Origin of the sequence: Novosphingobium sp. UBA1939, from assembly GCF_002336885.1 — a bacterium.
Taxonomy (GTDB): domain Bacteria; phylum Pseudomonadota; class Alphaproteobacteria; order Sphingomonadales; family Sphingomonadaceae; genus Novosphingobium.
In genome coordinates, this window is record NZ_DDFB01000053.1 from 6,770 (window position 1) to 21,959 (window position 15,190).

A 15,190-nucleotide genomic window follows, 5' to 3' on the forward strand; every position below is an offset into this window, starting at 1 on the left:
GGCGGCAAGGTCGCGTTCGATCTCACCGCCGATGCCGAGGGCGACTGGGCGTTCCACTGCCACATGCTGCTGCACATGCACGCGGGGATGATGCGCGTCGTCACCGTGCGCCGCGAAGGGGAGGCGTGACCGTGCGCGCCCTGCCCCTCCTGCTCGCCGCCGCCGCGACGTTCACGCTGGCCATGCCCGCCCACGCACAGGATGCGCACGCCCAGGATGTTCACGCGGGACACGACATGGGCGCCATGGATCATTCGGGCCACCCGATGCAGGGCATGGAGCAGAGCGATCCACACGCGGGGCACGCCATGCCCGCCCCGGATGAAGACGATGCCGACACGCCCGGCGACGCACCGCCTCCCCCCGTCCCCACCGACCATCCGGCCGACCGCTTCTTCGATCCCGCGCGCATGGCCGCTGCGCGTGCCGATCTGGCAAGGGAAGGCCGCTTCTTCGGCAACGCGCTGATCGTCGACCGGCTGGAATACCGCGCCGTCCGGGGGCGTGACGGCTATGGCTGGCAAGGCGAGGCCTGGATCGGCGCCGATCTGGACAAGCTGGTCATCGCCAGCGAAGGCGAAGGCGCGTTCGGCGAAACGGCGGAGCGGGTCGAACTGCGCGCCCTCTGGCGCCACGCCATCGCGCCCTATTTCAACGTGGAAGCCGGGGTCCGCCACGATTTCCAGCCGGGGCCGCAGCGCACCTACGCCACGTTCGGGATAGACGGCTTGGCCCCCTACTGGTTCGATGTGGAGGCGCAACTGCTGGTCTCGGACAAGGGTGATGTCCACGCCCGCGTCGAAGGCAGCTACGACCTGCGGCTGACCAACCGCCTCATCCTCCAGCCCGCCGTGGAACTCGACGCGGCGTTCCAGGACGTGCCCGAACTGCGCACCGGCGCGGGCTTCGACCGGCTCGAAGCCGGGGCGCGGCTGCGCTACCAGATCACCCGCCAGCTAGCGCCCTACATCGGCGTCCACTGGGAACGTCGGCTCGGTGAAACCGCCCGCCTTGGCGCGTTGGCGGGCGAAAGGGCCTCGACCGTCAGCCTGGCGATCGGCGTCCGAAGCTGGTTCTAGGCAGCGAGGCGCGATGACCAATCGCCGAAAGCCTGATCGAACCACGTTTGGCTGCCTTGTGGTCGGTACTTTCCTGCTCATGCTTGCCCTAATGGGCGTTCTGAACGCTATCGTTGTACTGTAACCGTCCCACCTATCACTCACCCCGTCGCCCCCTCAAAACGGCAGTTCCGCCTGCTGCCGCCCCGCCTCCCCGGACTGCGGCTCTGCATCGTCGTCGTCGTGATCGCCTTCCAGCGCGGAGAGCGTGAGGCCCATCAGCCGGATCGGTTGCGGCAGGGGCAGCACGGCTTCCAGCAGATCGCGCGCCATGGAGGCGAAGACGGTCTTGTCCGCCACCGCGCGCGGGGACGATTTCGCCCGCGTCATATTGGTGAAATCGATGGACTTCATCTTGAGCGTGACTGTTCGGCCCTGCGCGCCCGCCCGTTCGATACGGTCCCATACGATGTCGATGATCCGCTCCAGCGCCTCCCGCAAGGCAGGGCCGGAAGACAGGTCACGATCGAACGTCCGCTCGCCGCCCACCGATTTGCGTGGCCTGTCGGCGCGCACCCGGCGCAGGTCTATCCCGCGCGCGGCGCGATAGAGGTAATCCGCCAGGCTGCCGAAATGGCTCCGCAGGAACGCCAGGTCCTTCGCCAGCAGGTCCGCGCCCGTTTCGATCCCCAGCCCCGCCATCTTCTCCGCGCCGCGCGGACCAATGCCATGGAAGCGGCGCACTGGCAGGCCGGCGACGAAGGCCGCGCCCTCGCCCGGCCGGATCACGCACAGGCCATCGGGCTTGTTCTGGTCGCTCGCCAGCTTGGCCAGGAACTTGTTGTACGACACCCCCGCGCTCGCGGTCAGCCCGGTTTCCGCGCGGATGCGCTGGCGGATCAATTCGGCGATGCGCGTGGCGGAGCCGATCCCGCGGATGTCGTCGGTGACGTCGAGATAGGCCTCGTCCAGCGCCAGCGGTTCGACGTGCGGCGTGTAGTCGTGAAAGATCGCGCGGATCTGCTGCGATACACCGCGATAGACATCGAACCGGGGCTTGCGGAAGATCAGGTCGGGGCACAGCCGCGCCGCCCGGACCGATGGCATGGCGGAGCGCACGCCAAATACCCGCGCCTCGTAGCTTGCCGCCGCGACCACTCCACGCTCCGACGAACCGCCGACCGCCACCGGCTTGCCCTTGAGGGCAGGATCGTCGCGCTGTTCGACGCTGGCATAGAAGGCATCCATGTCGACATGGATGATCTTGCGCAGCCCGTCGCCGGACTCTTCCTCGCCGGGATCGTTTCGCGCCGGTTCCATGATTTGCAGGCTAGCCTATTTCGCCCCAGGGCATAAAGGGCTGGGGTGAATCCCCCGAACGGACTACCCCGATTTCAATGACTAGCGAGAACCACCACCAGCCAGAGGAAACGCCGGGAACGCCCAGGGGACGCGAATTCGTGGCGATGATGGCCATGCTGATGGCGCTGCAGGCGCTGGCGATCGACGGCATGCTGCCGGCGCTGGGCCAGATCGCGCACGACCTGAACGTGACCGACCCCAACCGACGGCAACTGGTGGTGGGCGTGTTCCTGCTCTCCGCCGGCGTGGGAGCGCTGCTGCCCGGCACGCTGGCGGACCGCTTCGGCCGGCGCCCCGTGGTGCTGACCAGCCTGGGCCTATACATCGCGTTCTCGCTGGCCTGCGCGATGGCGCGGGATTTCGATACGCTGCTGGTGCTGCGGGCGCTGCAGGCGGTCGGCAGCTCGGGCGTTACGGTTCTGCCCGGTGCGATCATCCGGGATCGCCACAGCGGCGATCGCATGGCGCGAATGCTGTCGACGATCTCGGTGGTGTTCATGGTCGTGCCGATGCTGGCGCCCAGCGTGGGGCAGTTCGTGCTGCTGTTCGCGGGGTGGCGCTGGATTTTCATCATGCTGGCGGTGATGGCCGCGCTGGTCGGGCTGTGGGTCGCCCTCAGGCTCGACGAGACGCTGCGGCCGGAATTCCGGCAGCCGATCAATCCGACGGCGATCGTGGTGAACATGATCGCCGCCGCCTCGAACCGCGCGTCGATCGGCTATGTGCTTGGCGGATCGCTGATGTTCGGCGCGCTGCTGGGCTACATCAATTCCTCGCAACAGCTGGTCGCGGAACACTTCGGCGCGGGCAGCGCGTTCCCTCTGCTGTTCGGCGCGACGGCGGTGACGATGGCCTGCGCCAGTTTCTCCAACTCGCGCATCGTCGAACGCTTCGGCGCACGGCGCGTGTCACACACGGCGCTGTTCGTCTACATCGGCGTAAGCTGTCTGCAGGTGTTCTTCGCCACGCGCCCGCACCAGACGCTGTGGCAGTTCATGCCGCTGATCGCGATGAACATGTGCCTGATGGGATTCGTCGGCGCCAATTTCAGCTCGATCGCGCTCCAGCCCTTCGCCAAGATCGCCGGCGCGGCCAGTTCGGTCCAGGCGTTCATGCGGATGGCGCTCGGCTCGTTCATCGGCATGATGATCGGGCAGGCGTTCGACGGCACCGCGCGCCCGCTCGCGGTTTCCTTCCTGGCCGCCGGCATTCTTGCCCTGATGCTGGTGCTGTTCAGCGAGAAGGGACGCCTGTTCCGCCGCCTGCACCCGCCCGGAACGCCGCGCATCATCGTCGACCACTGAGGCAGCAGGCTTCGCGCCCGACGCGGATCAGTCCGTCAGCGCGGCGATCAGCGCCTTGACCTTTTTCTGCCGCCATTGCGGCAGCGGCGCCACCAGCCAATAGCCGCGCCGGCTCGGCTCGGCTCCGCCCACGGCGGCGACACGCCCTTCGGCAAGGGCAGTCTGCGCCAGCAGCACCGGCACGCGCGCCTTGCCCAGCCCGGCGGCGGCGGCGCTGATCGCGGTGCCGGCATCGCCGACCGAAAATGCCACGTCCGCACCTTCACCGCCCGGCGCGGGATCGCCCGGCCAGCCGATCCACGGCGCGTCGCCGCCATCGCTGCCGACGGCCGTCACGACGATCACCGCCGCTTCGCCCAGTGCGATCCCTTCCAGATCGCCCGGCCCTTCGGCCCAGCGCACGGCCAGATCGAGATTGGCTTCGGTGAAATCGATGTCCACATCGCCCCCCACCAGCGCGAAGCGCAACTGGTCGTTGCTTGCGCGGAAGCTGGCAAGGCGTGGGGAAAGCCAGGCGGCGAACACGTCGCGCGGGCAGGCGATGGTATAGACATGGCTCGATTGGCCGGCCTGCATCGCCTGCACGCCTTCCTCGAACCGCAGGAAGCCTTCGCGGATCGCATCCAGCCCGGCTAGCGCCTCGTCGGTCAGTTCCAGACCCTTGGAGGTGCGACGGAACAGGACCACGCCAAGCAGGTCTTCCAGCGCGCGGATCTGCTGCCCCACGGCCGCCGGCGTCACCGCCAGCTCATCGGCCGCGCGGGTGAACGAAAGGTGCCGCGCCGCCGCATCGAGCACGCGCAGGCCATTGAGCGGCAGGTGCGTCCGCTTCATCCTCGTTTCCTTCCCTGCGTCAGTTCGCGGTGGCCGGAGCGGCCAGCGGGAAGAACGGGATCGCCACTTCGAACAGCGATCCGTCCGGGCGCTGCATGGTGTAGTGCCCTTCCATGCTGCCCTGCGGCGTGCCGAGCGGACAGCCGGAAACGTAATCGTGCGTCTGCCCCGGTTCGAGCAACGGCTGTTCGCCCACCACGCCTTCGCCATCGACGAAGTTCACGTTGCCGCGCCCGTCGGTGATCCGCCAGTGGCGCGACAGAAGCTGGAACCGCTGCGCCGAGTCGTTCTCGATGCGGATGTGATAGACCCAGAACCATTTGCCCGCATCTACGCGGGATTGTTCGGGCAGGAAATTGACCGCGACCCGGACGGTCACGCCCTCCGTCACTGCGGCATGCTGGAAGAGCTGCTTCATACCTTGGGAGCCTATCGCACATCGGCTCCGGTTCCAATCAAGGAATTGTCGCGCTTGCCGGAATGCGATTTGGCCCCCACAGGAAAACGCGATGCACATTCGCGCGCCCGCCATCCTCTGCGCCGTCCGCGCCCACGGCGAACACGGGGCCGTGGTGCGCCTGCTGACCGCCGATCACGGGCTTGTCGCCGCCTATGTCGCGGGTGCGCGCGGACGGGAAATGCGACCCTTGCTGATCCCGGGTAACGTGCTGGACGCCGATCTGCGCGCGCGCAACGACAGCCAGCTTCCCTCCGCGCGGATCGAACTCGTCACCAGCCGGGGGCCATGGCTGACCGAACCGCTGCCCAGCGCGGCGATCGGCTGGGCCTGCGCGCTGACCGCCGCGACCTTGCCCGAAGGCTATCCCTATCCCGCGCTTCACGCCGCGCTGGGGGCGACGCTCGACGCGATATGCCACGCTCCTTCCGCGCGCGGCTGGGCACGGGCGCTGGCGGGGTATGAAGCGCTGCTGCTGCGGGAAGTGGGCTATGGAGCAGCCCCCGCCCCGCCGGCGGACGAGGACTGGCCGGCGCTCCTGAACCGCCTGGACCGGCATGGCACGGCCATCGGGAACCGCCTGCTTGCCGATCGCCACCGCGATGTTATGGCGGCCCGCGCGATTCTGCTGGACCGGCTGAAACGCATGGACGCTTGATTGAGGGATGCACATGAAGATCGCAGTTCTGCCGGGCGACGGCATCGGCCCCGAAGTGACGCACGAAGCGGTACGGGTGATCGAAGCGCTTGGCCTGGGCGATATCGCCATGGAGCAGGCCCCGGTCGGCGGCGCGGCCTACAAGGCCCATGGCCATCCCCTGCCCCCTGCGACGCTGGAGATCGCGCGCCAGTCCGATGCCATCCTGTTCGGCGCGGTGGGCGATCCCGATTGCGACGCGCTGGACCGGCATCTGCGCCCCGAACAGGCGATCCTGGGGCTGCGCAAGGAACTGACGCTGTTCGCCAACCTGCGCCCGGCCAAGGTGTTCAAGGGCCTTGAAGATCATTCCGCGCTGCGCCCCGAAGTCGCTTCCGCCATCGATCTGCTGATCGTGCGCGAACTCAACGGCGACGTCTATTTCGGCGAAAAAGGCTTCCGCACCACCGCGAGCGGCGAACGCGAAGGCTATGACGTGATGTCCTATTCGGAAAGCGAGGTGCGTCGCATCGCCCACGTTGCCTTCCGCGCCGCGCGCACCCGCGCGCACCGCGTCTGCTCGGTGGACAAGGCCAACGTGCTCGAAACCTCGCAGCTGTGGCGCGACGTGATCGTCGAAGTCGCAAAGGAATATCCCGACGTCACGCTCGATCACATGTACGTGGACAACGCGGCGATGCAGCTGGTGCGCAACCCCGGCCAGTTCGACGTGATGGTCACCGGCAACCTGTTCGGCGATATCCTGTCCGATCAGGCCAGCATGTGCGTCGGCTCGATCGGAATGCTCGCCTCGGCCTCGCTTGGCGAGCGCCAGACCGAATACGGCACGTTCGGCCTGTACGAACCGATTCACGGCTCCGCGCCCGACATCGCCGGCAAAGGCCTGGCCAACCCGATGGCCACCATCCTGTCCGCCGCGATGCTGCTGCGCCACTCGCTGGGGCTGGCCGAACAGGCCGACCGTATCGAACGCGCCGTGGCAGCCGCGCTGGAAGACGGCGTGTTCGGCCGCGATCTTGGCGGAACGGCGGGCACGACGGAAATTGGTGACGCCGTGCTGGCAAGGCTGTAAAGGCCCGCCCCTTATGATCGAACTCGCTGTCATCCTGCCCACGTTCAAGGAACGCAAGAACCTTGCCCCCATGGTCGCCCGGCTCGACGCCGCGCTGGCCGGCATCGCGTGGGAAGCCATCTTCGTCGACGACAACAGCCCGGACGGCACCTCAGACGAAGCCCGCGCCATCTCGCAGCAGGATGCGCGCATCCGCGTAATCGAGCGCTTCGGGCGGCGTGGCCTTGCCTCCGCCGCGATCGAGGGCATGTGCGCCACCGCCGCCCCGATCGTCGCGGTGATGGACGCCGATGGCCAGCACGATCCCGCCCTGCTTCCTGAAATGCTAGCGGCGGTGAAAAGCGGGGAATACGACCTCGCCTACGCCTCGCGCTTCGCCGAAGGCGCCAGCGTCGATGCCTGGGGCCGGCCCGATCGCGTCAAGGCATCGGGCCTCGCCAACCGGATCGCCCGCAAGGTGACCGGCGTGCAACTGTCCGACCCGATGAGCGGCTTCTTCATGCTGCGCGCCGAAACGCTGCGCGCCGATGCGCACCGCCTTTCCGGCGTGGGCTTCAAGATCCTGCTCGACATTCTCGCCACGGTCGATGCGCCGCTGCGCGTCAAGGAACTGCCGCTGCATTTCGCGGCCAGGCTGGACGGGGAATCCAAGCTCGACCAGACGGTCGTGTTCGAATTCCTCATCGGCCTTTACGACAAGTGGCTGGGCCGCTTCATCCCCACCCGCTTCGCCCTGTTCGGCACTGTGGGCGCGCTGGGCGTGGGCGTACAGATGAGCGCGCTGTGGCTGGTACTGCACCTGCTGCTGGGCGAACGCTTCGTCTATGGCCACTGGTCCAGCAACGTGACCTTCAACGTGGCCAACACGATCGCCGCCGTGATCGCGATGACCTTCAACTTCGTGCTGAACAACGAGCTGACCTATTCCGACAAGCGGCTGCGCGGCTTCGTCCCGCTGATGCGCGGCTGGGCCAAGTTCGCCATGACCTGCTCGCTGGGCCTGCTCACCAACGTCGGCTCGGCGGCGGCGCTCAAGGCCATGGGCTTCCACGATTTCGTCGCGGTGATCGTGGGCATCGTGCTGGGTTCGGTGTGGAACTTCGCGCTTTCGTCCAAGTTCGTCTGGGGCAAGTACTGATCCGGTGAACGGCGCGCGCCTGCCCCGGCCGCAGGCCGCGCTGCTACTACTGACAGCAGCGGGCGCGCTGTTCAGCCTGATCGATACGCCCTTCCCGCACCTTGCGCCGCTGCAGAACCTGCCGACGCTGGTGATTGCCGGCGGCCTGGCGCTGGCGCTGCGCCGCTGGCCGATCCCGACCGGCGCCGTGGCCTGCATCTGCCTGTTCCTCGCGCTGCACACGCTGGGCGGCCGCTACATCTATTCCAACGTGCCATACGATGCCTGGGCGCGCGCGCTGGGCCTGCCCGCGCCGGGTGACCTGTTCGGCCTGCGCCGCAACAGCTATGATCGGCTGGTCCATTTCAGCTTCGGGCTGCTGATGGTGCCACCCGTATCGGCATGGCTCGCGCGCCACGGCGGCGTGCGACGGGGCCTGTCGGTCTATCTCGCCGTCGAATTCGTGCTGGGCGTCAGCGCCTTCTACGAAATCTTCGAATGGCTGCTGACGGTCGTCATGGCCGGCGCTGACGCGGACGCCTACAACGGTCAGCAGGGCGATATGTGGGACGCGCAGAAGGACATGGCCTGCGCCGCCGTCGGAGCGGTCTGCACCGCGCTGTGGCTCACCCTACGCCGCAAGTAGCGCGCGCCTTACAGCTTGCCGAACTTCGCCTCGTAGCCGGCGGTGTCACCACTGGCGAGGAACTTGCATTGCTCCACCCAGTTGTCGCGCGTCGCGCGGCCGGCGAAGGTGCCTAGGCGCGCATCGATCGCCTTGATGTCTTCGTCGGTCCAGGCGGCGATCTGGGCATAGCGGGTCACGCCCAGTTCGGTCAGCGCTGCGCGCAGCTTGGGGCCTACGCCCTTGATTTTCGAAAGGTCGTCCGCTTCATCATCAGCCGATGCCGCAACCTGCGTCAGTTCGCTGGTCGCGGCGGCGGCCACCACTTCGCCCAGACCCGCCATCAGCTCCACGCCCGGCGGAGGCGTGATCGCGGGAATGGCGGCGGCGGGCGGCGCATCGATCAGCGCGGTGTTGCGCTGCGCGGGCGCCGCGCCTTCGGACAGAACGTCATCGAATTCACGCCGGGTGGGAGCCGGCTTTACCCGCCCGAACAGCCACCAGATGACCAGCAGCGCCAGCACCACGGCCGCGCCCGCCACAATCCAGTTCGCCTCGATCCAATCGACCATGAAACGCTCCCCAACCCGGCGCACCGGACATCCCCCGGCAAGCCTTACACGCCCGCGCCTTTCCCACGGCGCGGGCGTGTTGCCAAGTCAGATCAACGGGTGAGCGGGCCGGTCAAGCACGCTATTCCTTCTGCAGCGATCCGGCGACCGACACCAGCTTGCCGAATTCCTGCCGCCAGTAATCGCGCTGCGGCCCCGCCAGCCGGACAATATCGGGCCAGGACCATGCCCCCAGCATGGTATCGCCGCGCAGCTTCTGGCCGAACGCGGCCACCGCCACGGCAAAGGCCATGTCGCCCGAAGGGGCGGCGGCGCCCGCCAGCAGTCGCGTCGGTACCGGCCGCTCGATCAGGCGCGAGGCGGTCTCGCGCGGCAGCTTGTAGCGCAGCTTGACCGTGGCCATTTCGCCCGCCTTCGTGGTGGCGGCCACCGCCGGCGCATCCTCGTACTTGCGCGGCGCGATCCAGCCCTTGCCGCCCGTCGGCACCACCTCGTAGATCGCGGTGACCTGATGGCTGGCGCCGATCTCGCCCGCATCGACCTTGTCGTTGTCGAAGTCCTCCTCGCGCAGCGCGCGGTTCTCGTAGCCGATCAGGCGGTATTGCGAGACCACGGCGGGATTGAACTCCACCTGGATCTTTACGTCGCTGGCGATGGTGAACAGCGTGGACGCCATCTGCTCGGCCAGCACCTTGCGGGCCTCCAGCGCGCTGTCGATATAGGCGTAGTTGCCGTTCCCGTGATCGGCGACCTGTTCCATCATCGCTTCGTTGTAGTTGCCCTGCCCGAAGCCCAGCGTAGTCAGCGTGATACCGCTGTCGCGCTCGCGCTCGACCATCTGCAGCAGCGCCTTGGTGTCGGACACGCCCACGTTGAAATCGCCGTCGGTGGCCAGCAGGATGCGGTTCACGCCGCCGTCGATGAACGATCCGCGCGCCACCTGATAGGCCAGTTGCAGCCCCGCGCCGCCCGCCGTCGAACCGCCCGCGTTCAGCCGGTCGAGCGCGGCGCGAATCTTCGCCTTGTCGTTGGTCGGCTCCAGCACCATGCCCGCCGCGCCGGCATAGACCACGATCGAGACGCGGTCCTTCTCGCCCAGTTCGTCGGCCAGCCCCGCCAGCGCGCTCTTGACCAGCGGCAGCTTGTCCGGATCGCTCATCGAGCCCGAAACGTCGACCAGGAACACCAGATTCGCCGGCGGGCGGCTTGCACGGGGCAGGTCATAGCCGCGCAAGCCCACGCGCAGCAGGCGCGTATCCGGGTTCCATGGGGTGACCACCACGTCGGTCGTCACGCTGAACGGTGCCTCGCGCTTTTCGGGCAGCGGATAATCGTAGCGGAAGTAGTTGATCAGTTCCTCGGTCCGCACCGCGTCCTTCGGCGGCATCTGGCCTTGCGACAGGAAGCGGCGGACATTGGCGTAGGCGCCCGTGTCGACGTCGATCGAGAACGTGGAGACCGGCTCGGCCCGCGTCAGATGGACCGGGCTGACCTCCTTGCCGTCATAGCGCTCGTTGCCCGGATCGGACGGCACCACCACGGGCGGGACGAACGCCTTGCCCCGCACCGCTTCGGCGCGGGCAATGGCCGGCGCTGGCGCGTACATCGGCGGCGGAGGCGGCGGCGGTGATGCTGGCGGTGTCTGGAGGTTGGCTACGGGACCGGCGCGCTGCGCGGTTACCACGACGTCGTTCGCCGTCTCGTCCACACCCTGCGCGGCGCCCACGGCCTTCTCCGGCGCGGCTTGCTTCGCGGCGCACCCGGCCAGCAGGGCAACGGCGGTCGAAAGCGCCACGGCGGCCTTGAATCCTCTCATGCTACGGTCCCCTTCTCCATCCGATCCTCGAAGGGAAGAACACCGTCCGCGCCGTGAATGGTGACTGAACGTTGCGAGACGTTGCCGCGCCGTTACTGGTGGGCTCAGGCCGTCTGCTTGCGGAACAGCACGCGGTCTTCCGGCCCGAATCCGCGCTTCCAGATGACAAGGCAATAGACGCCCAGGATGGCCGGGATGCCGAAGGCGAGTTCCGCCCATTCCGGCAGCATCTTGACGAACCAGCCGACCAGCACCGCCGGCACCGCCGCCCACACCAGCGCCCAGCGCCAGTTGTTGATGCTCTCGCCCAGAATGCGCGAAAGCAGCCGCGCCTTGAGCAGAGAGGACAGCGCGAGCGACAGGGCGAGCGCGGCGGCCGCGGCCGCGGCCTGCACCAGCGTGTTGAAGCCCATGTTCTTCGCCAGCAGGATCAGTCCCACAGTCAGCGCGGCCTGCAGACCGATCGTGCCCAGGCTGATCCACAGGTTGCGCACCCGCGCGACGTAGATCAGCGCGGCCTCGCTCACCACCGCGGTCGCCGCGACGACCTCGGCGGTCAGCAGCAATGCCAGCGCGCCGGTGCCGGCCACGAAGTGCGGTCCGACCAGCCCCATCACGCCGGTCCCCGGAATGCCCAGCGCCAGCGCGATGCCGGCCTGCGCGGCGGTGATCCAGAATCCGGCCTGGCACACCTGCCGGGCGATCGCGGCATAATTGCCTTCACGCAGATTGCGGGTGATGACCGGGCCGAGAATCGGCTCGAAGCTGGTCTTGAGCTTCTGTGGCAGCGAGGCGACCTGTTGCGCCACATAGTATACGCCCACCGCCGCCGGCGGCGCGAACGTGCCCAGGATGAAGATGTCGAGCTTGCGGGTGCCCCATTCCACCGCATCCGCGCCGGCCAGCGGCAGGTTGCGCCCCGCCAGCCGCAGGAGATCGCCGGGGCGCGGCGACCACACGCGCGGCAGGCCATAGCTGCGCAGCAGCGGCACGAAGGCCGTCAGCGTCGCCCCGAAGATCGACGCGACATAGGACAGGATCAGCCCACTCTCACGCAGCGGGAAGTAATAAGTGCCCGCCAGCCACAGCCCACCCGCCGCGATCGACAGCGTCCACGGCTCCACAACCGCCCGTGCGCGAACCGTGGTGCCCACGTCGAAGCGATAGGCCAGGGCCGCCAGCGCGATATCGCCCAGCGCCAGCGGCAGGATCGTCAATGGCAGCAGCCGTTGCAGCGGCGTGAATTCGCCGCTGGGGAACATCGGCGCCGGGAAAACATAAAGCAGCACCGCCAGCACTGCGGAAACCAGGCCGGAAAGCAGCAGGGCGTCGGCCACCACCGCCGCTGCAGGCCGATCGTCCTTGGCCAGTTGCTGCGCCAGCCCGCGCTTCTGCCCCAGCGTCGCCAGTTGCGCGGCCAGTTCCACCGCGATCGTGGCCGAGGCGAAGCGCCCCAGCTCGTCCGCGCCATAGAGGCGTCCGGCGATGAACAGGAACGGGATGCGCGCCGCCAGACGCAGCAGGAAGCCGAAGAAATTCGTCCTCCCGCCCTTGGCCAGCGCGGCAATATCGTTCTGTTCGGTATCGTCAGCCAAGCGGGTTTTCCGCGCGCAGGGGGCGAGACAGCAGGTGTGCGACCACCTCGCGCGCCGGCATCCGGCCATCGAGCAGCGCCGCCACGGCTTCCACGATCGGCATTGAAATGCCCTTGCTTCGGGCAAGGTCCGCCAGCACCGGCGCGGTGAACGCGCCTTCCGCCACCGTGGCCCGGTCCGCCAGTGCGGCTGCCGCGCTCGTGCCTTCGCCCAGCGCCTTGCCCAGCGAAAAGTTGCGGCTGGAGGTGGACGAACAGGTCAGCACCAGATCGCCAAGGCCCGACAGCCCCGAGAGCGTTTCCGCCTGCGCGCCCATCGCCATGCCGAAGCGCTGCATTTCGGCAAAGCCCCGGCTGATCAGCGCGGCGCGGGCATTCTGGCCCAGTTGCAGCCCATCGACCACGCCGCAGGCGATGGCCAGCACGTTCTTGACCGCGCCGCCGATCTCCGCTCCGGTCACGTCGTCCGAATAGTAAGGGCGAAACGTCGGCCGGGCGATAGCGGCGGACAGCCGTTGCCACTGCGCCTCGCCGCCCGCACAGGCCAGCGTGATCGCGGTGGGCAGGCCCGCCGCCACCTCGTGCGCGAAAGTCGGCCCGGACAGCACGGCGATCTCGGCATCGGGCGCCACGTCGCGCGCCACGTCGGCCATCAGCCGCCCCGTGCCCGCCTCGATTCCCTTGGCGCAGAGCACCAGATCGCCGCCCTTGCGCCCCATCGCGCCCAGCACCGACGCCAGATGCTGTGCCGGCGTCACCACCAGCAGCACGGGAAGTGCCGCCAGTTCCGCCAGATCGCCGGTGGCGCGGATGGTGGGATGCAGCGTCGCCGAAGGCAGGAACAGCGCGTTGCGCCGTTCGGTGTTGATCTGATCGACCAGTTCGGCCTCGCGCGCCCAAAGCAGCACAGCGCGCCCGTCGCTGGCCAGAGTCTGCGCCAGCGCGGTGCCCCATGCCCCCGCGCCGACGACGCCGATCGCGGCGCTGTCCCCGGCCCCCACTCCCTGGCTCATGCCTTCACCCCCGCGCCGCGCACCGGCGCGGCATTGGCATCGAGCGGCCAGCGCGGGCGCGCCGGCAGATCGAGCGGGTCCGTATATCCCAAAGCGAAGCGTTCCGCGCCAGCCCAGCCGATCATCGCGGCATTATCTGTGCACAGCTTGCCCGGCGGCGCCACCAGCCGCAGGCCGAAACCGGCGGCCAGCGTTTCCAGCGCCCCGCGCAACGCGGCGTTGGCCGCCACGCCCCCCGCCACCACCAGCGCGCTCATGCCCTCCGCTCCGGAATCCCGCACCGACTCCAGTGCCAGTCTGGTCCGGTCGATCACGCAATCGATCGCGGCCTGCTGGAACGAGGCGGCAATATCGGCATCGGCATGAAGGCCCGAATCCTTGGCGCGCATCACCGCGCTCTTCAGGCCGGCGAACGAGAAATGCGGCTCCCCGCTGCCCACCAGCGGGCGCGGCAGCGGCACTGCGCGCGGATCGCCCTCGCGCGCCAGGCGCTCCACCGCCGGTCCGCCCGGATAGCCGAGGCCCAATATCTTGGCCGTCTTGTCGAAGGCTTCGCCCAGCGCATCGTCGATCGTCGTGGCCAGCCGGCGATAATCGCCCAGTCCGCGCACTTCCAGGATCTGGCAATGCCCGCCCGAAACGAGCAGCAGCAGATAGGGATAGGCCAGATCGGGATCGGCCAGGCGCGGCGACAGCGCGTGCCCTTCCAGATGATTCACGCCGATCAGCGGCTTGTCCGCCGCCATGGCCAGCGCCTTGCCGGTGACCAGCCCCACCATCACGCCGCCGATCAGACCCGGCCCGGCCGTCGCGGCGATGGCGTCCATGTCCTCCAGCGTCAGGCCCGCGTCGGCGAGTACCGCGCCCACCATCGGCGCGATCACTTCGGCATGCGCGCGCGCGGCGATCTCGGGCACCACGCCGCCATAGGGCGCGTGCTCGTCGAGCTGGGCACGCACGACATTGGACAGAATCGCGCCATGGCCGGCCGCGTCGATGCGCACGACGGCAGCGGCCGTCTCGTCGCAGGTTGTCTCGATACCCAGTACCAGCATGAAATCCCTGTCCGGCCGAAAGCGCCCGGTGCAAATGGTTGACGCCGGTGCGTCAAAAGACATGGCGCGACGCGGGGCTTCCGGTATGGGGTTCCATCGCTATGATCGCGCGCTTCGCGTATCACCGGACCTTGCTATGGCGCAATCGCCCTTCCTCCGCATCGGCACCCGCGGTTCCGCCCTGGCCCTCGTCCAGGCGAATCAGGTGCGCGCCTCGCTCGCCCGGGCGCATGGCGTCGACGAGACGGATATCGCCGTCGAAATCATCAAGACGAGCGGCGACGCCATTCTCGACCGTCCGCTGTCGGAGGCCGGCGGCAAGGGCCTGTTCACNNGCGCGAGGACGTGCGCGACGGTTTCATCGGCCACAAGGCCCTGACCATCGCGGAACTGCCGGAGGGCGCGGTGGTCGGGTCGGCTTCGCTGCGTCGGCAGGCCCAGATCCTGCGCGAGCGGCCGGACCTCAAGGTCGTCGTCTTTCGCGGCAATGTGCCGACCCGGCTCGAAAAGGTCGGCAATGGCAGCGTCGCGGGCACGCTGCTCGCCATGGCTGGCCTCAGGCGGCTGGCGCTGGCTTCCCACGTCACCGAGATCATCCCGGCGGACCGCTTCCTGCCGGCGGTCGGGCAGGGCGCCATCGCCATCGAGGCGCG

At 68.4% G+C, this 15,190-nt stretch carries 15 protein-coding genes and 1 pseudogene; 8 read left to right on the forward strand and 8 right to left on the reverse strand.

Annotated elements, in window-relative coordinates; genetic code table 11:
- On the forward strand, positions 1 to 129 hold a 129-nt coding region (locus tag B3547_RS08150), incomplete at its 5' end, for a multicopper oxidase domain-containing protein (RefSeq protein WP_292961972.1).
- A 2-nt stretch (positions 130 to 131) separates the two neighbouring features.
- Positions 132 to 1,079: a copper resistance protein B gene (locus B3547_RS08155; protein WP_349676481.1), complete on the forward strand. Its 948-nt coding sequence runs from the start codon at positions 132 to 134 to the stop codon at positions 1,077 to 1,079.
- Positions 1,080 to 1,235: 156 nt separating this feature from the next.
- Here B3547_RS08155 and dinB read toward each other — a convergent pair whose 3' ends face one another.
- Entirely contained in the window at positions 1,236 to 2,378 is a 1,143-nt protein-coding gene (gene dinB / locus B3547_RS08160; RefSeq protein WP_292961957.1) for a DNA polymerase IV, read from the reverse strand.
- A 77-nt stretch (positions 2,379 to 2,455) separates the two neighbouring features.
- Here dinB and B3547_RS08165 point away from each other — a divergent pair, with 77 nt between their 5' ends.
- The gene (locus B3547_RS08165; RefSeq protein WP_194918044.1) at positions 2,456 to 3,724 is read left to right on the forward strand and encodes a multidrug effflux MFS transporter; all 1,269 of its coding nucleotides are present in this window, start codon (positions 2,456 to 2,458) and stop codon (positions 3,722 to 3,724) included.
- A 27-nt stretch (positions 3,725 to 3,751) separates the two neighbouring features.
- Here B3547_RS08165 and B3547_RS08170 read toward each other — a convergent pair whose 3' ends face one another.
- Both B3547_RS08170 and apaG read right to left on the reverse strand, forming a co-directional pair.
- On the reverse strand, positions 3,752 to 4,558 hold the full coding sequence (locus B3547_RS08170) for a LysR family transcriptional regulator (RefSeq protein WP_292961960.1): 807 nt from the start codon (positions 4,556 to 4,558) through the stop codon (positions 3,752 to 3,754).
- Between the two features lie 19 nt (positions 4,559 to 4,577).
- A complete protein-coding gene (gene apaG / locus B3547_RS08175; RefSeq protein ID WP_124808459.1) occupies positions 4,578 to 4,976 on the reverse strand; it encodes a Co2+/Mg2+ efflux protein ApaG in 399 nt (132 codons plus the stop codon).
- 91 nt (positions 4,977 to 5,067) lie between these two features.
- Here apaG and recO point away from each other — a divergent pair, with 91 nt between their 5' ends.
- The 4 genes from recO to B3547_RS08195 are packed head-to-tail and all read left to right on the forward strand — an operon-like array spanning position 5,068 to position 8,508.
- Complete coding sequence (gene recO, locus B3547_RS08180) at positions 5,068 to 5,673, forward strand: DNA repair protein RecO (protein WP_292961962.1); 606 nt, start codon at positions 5,068 to 5,070, stop codon at positions 5,671 to 5,673.
- A gap of 13 nt (positions 5,674 to 5,686) precedes the next feature.
- A complete protein-coding gene (gene leuB, locus B3547_RS08185) occupies positions 5,687 to 6,745 on the forward strand; it encodes a 3-isopropylmalate dehydrogenase (RefSeq protein ID WP_125956571.1) in 1,059 nt (352 codons plus the stop codon).
- Positions 6,746 to 6,758: 13 nt separating this feature from the next.
- Positions 6,759 to 7,883, forward strand: a complete 1,125-nt coding sequence (locus B3547_RS08190; RefSeq protein WP_124808456.1) for a glycosyltransferase — start codon at positions 6,759 to 6,761, stop codon at positions 7,881 to 7,883.
- Positions 7,884 to 7,887: 4 nt separating this feature from the next.
- Complete coding sequence (locus B3547_RS08195) at positions 7,888 to 8,508, forward strand: DUF2238 domain-containing protein (RefSeq protein ID WP_292961965.1); 621 nt, start codon at positions 7,888 to 7,890, stop codon at positions 8,506 to 8,508.
- Between the two features lie 8 nt (positions 8,509 to 8,516).
- On the opposite strand, the gene B3547_RS08200 is transcribed toward B3547_RS08195, so the two are convergent.
- The 5 genes from B3547_RS08200 to tsaD all read right to left on the reverse strand — a co-directional run bounded on the left by B3547_RS08200 (position 8,517) and on the right by tsaD (position 14,537).
- Positions 8,517 to 9,059, reverse strand: coding sequence for a helix-hairpin-helix domain-containing protein (locus tag B3547_RS08200; protein WP_292961967.1), 543 nt, complete (start codon positions 9,057 to 9,059; stop codon positions 8,517 to 8,519).
- A 121-nt stretch (positions 9,060 to 9,180) separates the two neighbouring features.
- Positions 9,181 to 10,875 (reverse strand): vWA domain-containing protein, encoded by a 1,695-nt coding sequence (locus B3547_RS08205; protein ID WP_292961968.1) that lies wholly within the window; start codon positions 10,873 to 10,875, stop codon positions 9,181 to 9,183.
- A 104-nt stretch (positions 10,876 to 10,979) separates the two neighbouring features.
- Positions 10,980 to 12,470 (reverse strand): lipopolysaccharide biosynthesis protein, encoded by a 1,491-nt coding sequence (locus tag B3547_RS08210; RefSeq protein WP_233497830.1) that lies wholly within the window; start codon positions 12,468 to 12,470, stop codon positions 10,980 to 10,982.
- Positions 12,463 to 13,482, reverse strand: a complete 1,020-nt coding sequence (locus B3547_RS08215; RefSeq protein WP_292961970.1) for an NAD(P)H-dependent glycerol-3-phosphate dehydrogenase — start codon at positions 13,480 to 13,482, stop codon at positions 12,463 to 12,465. The genes B3547_RS08210 and B3547_RS08215 overlap by 8 nt, the downstream gene beginning before the upstream one ends.
- Entirely contained in the window at positions 13,479 to 14,537 is a 1,059-nt protein-coding gene (tsaD, locus tag B3547_RS08220) for a tRNA (adenosine(37)-N6)-threonylcarbamoyltransferase complex transferase subunit TsaD (RefSeq protein WP_292961971.1), read from the reverse strand. Before tsaD ends, B3547_RS08215 begins: the two co-directional genes overlap by 4 nt.
- A gap of 136 nt (positions 14,538 to 14,673) precedes the next feature.
- On the opposite strand from tsaD, the pseudogene B3547_RS08225 reads away from it, so the two are divergent.
- A pseudogene (locus tag B3547_RS08225) lies at positions 14,674 to 15,190 on the forward strand (hydroxymethylbilane synthase); the annotation flags it as partial.